We start from the raw sequence: 1,754 nt of genomic DNA, 5'->3' as shown, positions 1-1,754 counted from the left end.
GGGCGCCTCTTCCTCCTCTTCCTCAGGTTTGTCGGCCGTTACCTGAATGGGGGGAAGAGACATTGTGTACAAGCGCCCCCAGGTGCCGTTCTCACGCAGCAGAATGCTCTCTGGTTGAGGCGGCATGGCCATCGGTGGTCCAGAGTTCGGATTCCTCATATCACCGGGGCCGGCAAGCGATCCATTTCCCGCGGGGTCGAGAAATACCGATGCGCCTCTGTGCTCTGGTGGTAGCACGTCGCCGATGACACGCATCTTCGAGCCGTCCGGTGTGACGACAAGCTCAACGGGGCGACCGTGCTGGTCGACAAGGGGTCTTGTGCTCACGGATCGGCCGCCGCTATGTCGGAATCCAGGGGAACACCATCAAGCTCAGCGTTCATCAGGCACTGATCCAGATGCCGCGCAAGAGGCCGACCCTCCGCGTACACGGTTGTGCTGCCGCTGCGTACCCAGACGTGACCCTGATTCTGCGATACGAAGGATTCCACACCTCGCCCGGCATTTCCCATCACTCCCCGGGCGACACTGTCGAGCATCATCACCGGCTGCCCACGCGCGAAGACGCTGCGGGCATAAAGAACCTTGTCCTGATTCAGGGTGCGAGCAATATCGAAGGGAACGATCGTATTTCCCACCTGGCAGAAGTCGGGAGAGACATTGAGCGCTACCCAGAGCACCTCACGGTTTGCGACATGCTTTTCGGCCATCAGGAGGTCTCTTTTGGCAAACGACGCAGCACGACTTGGCGAATCCCCATGTCCTGGGGGATCGGCAAGCGCCATGTCATGTACAGGCGTTGGGCATCCAGATCGAAATCGAGCGTATCCAGGCGAAGTGGCGCGACAACGGGGGCTCCTGTACCGACCAGCAATGCTTCCACACGCCAGCCGGGTATGTTGCCGAGCAACGGCTCATCGCCCGTGAGCCCGACCAGGGCCACGGCCTCTCCGCCTACAAGGAGTTGTTCGAACTGCCAGTCGGGGTGGGCGGCCTGGAAGAACCGTGGATCGAAGTCACGCGGGTATCCCGGGTTTTCTCCTCGGTTGAAACGTTCTTTCCAAGCGTCGTCATAGGTGCCGGCATAGCGGCTGCGGGCTGTCCAGTACCGTGGTATTGGACCGAGGCCGGGAATGGGGATTGGCCGGCCCGGCTCACTCACAGGGTGAGCGAAGTGCTCGATGCGAGGTGCTGGGTAATGCTGCTCTCGGTCGAGGTGGTTTGCGTCCAGCCAGCCGCGTCCTACCGGATTCTCGGCATGCTCGAGCACTTCCCCGCGACGCGTATAACTTCCCCCGAAAGCCAACTCGTAGCGCAATGGCAAGATTTCGCATGGCTGAGCTGCGCTCAGATGCCAACCTCGCATCAACGACCACTGCCAATGCCGTTCGCCCGACAAACGCCACCGGTGCCGGCGAGTGCCAATTTCCAGATCAGCGGCCCACTGTTCGGGTAGGTCCTGGAGCGGTCGCGCATGCCCCCGAAAGAAAACATCCGTGCCCGGTTTGTAGAGCAGCGTGTCACCCGCAATGCGCAAGGGGCTCCGCTCAGGTGCCCCGAAGTGCTCGTCCGCAAGGTGAATGGGGGCCGCCTCATCGAGAGCAACTATCCCCTCACCGCCTCTTCCCGGACGGAGCACACATGCGGCTTTGACGATCACGATGTCGTAAAGCCGCTCGGCCGGTCCCATTTTCTCGAAGGTGAACCAGGCATAGGGCGTACAGTTTTCGACTTCACCGAGGATCATGGGCTAT

General features: G+C 61.1%; 3 protein-coding genes. All 3 read right to left on the bottom strand.

The window, feature by feature from the left end; genetic code table 11:
• Window positions 1–255, bottom strand: a 255-nt coding sequence (locus N5D30_RS26005; protein WP_279911334.1) for a hypothetical protein, incomplete at its 3' end; no start/stop codon positions are given.
• A 68-nt stretch (window positions 256–323) separates the two neighbouring features.
• Window positions 324–710: a PAAR-like domain-containing protein gene (locus N5D30_RS26000; RefSeq protein WP_279911333.1), complete on the bottom strand. Its 387-nt coding sequence runs from the start codon at window positions 708–710 to the stop codon at window positions 324–326.
• Window positions 710–1,747: a DUF2169 domain-containing protein gene (locus tag N5D30_RS25995; RefSeq protein ID WP_279911332.1), complete on the bottom strand. Its 1,038-nt coding sequence runs from the start codon at window positions 1,745–1,747 to the stop codon at window positions 710–712. Before N5D30_RS25995 ends, N5D30_RS26000 begins: the two co-directional genes overlap by 1 nt.
• Window positions 1,748–1,754: the final 7 nt, after the last annotated feature.

It is taken from the genome of Pseudomonas sp. GD03875 (assembly GCF_029840585.1).
In the GTDB taxonomy this organism is placed as follows: Bacteria; Pseudomonadota; Gammaproteobacteria; order Pseudomonadales; family Pseudomonadaceae; genus Aquipseudomonas; species Aquipseudomonas paralcaligenes.
The sequence above is the reverse complement of the archived record's forward strand: the minus strand, read 5'-3'. Positions and strand labels throughout refer to the sequence as shown.

What these genes read in the sequence shown, in the direction of transcription:
- N5D30_RS26000 (WP_279911333.1), bottom strand. Translation starts at nt 710, where the DNA reads ATGGCCGAAAAGCATGTCGCAAACCGTGAGGTGCTCTGGGTAGCGCTC.
- N5D30_RS25995 (WP_279911332.1), bottom strand. Translation starts at nt 1,747, where the DNA reads ATGATCCTCGGTGAAGTCGAAAACTGTACGCCCTATGCCTGGTTCACC.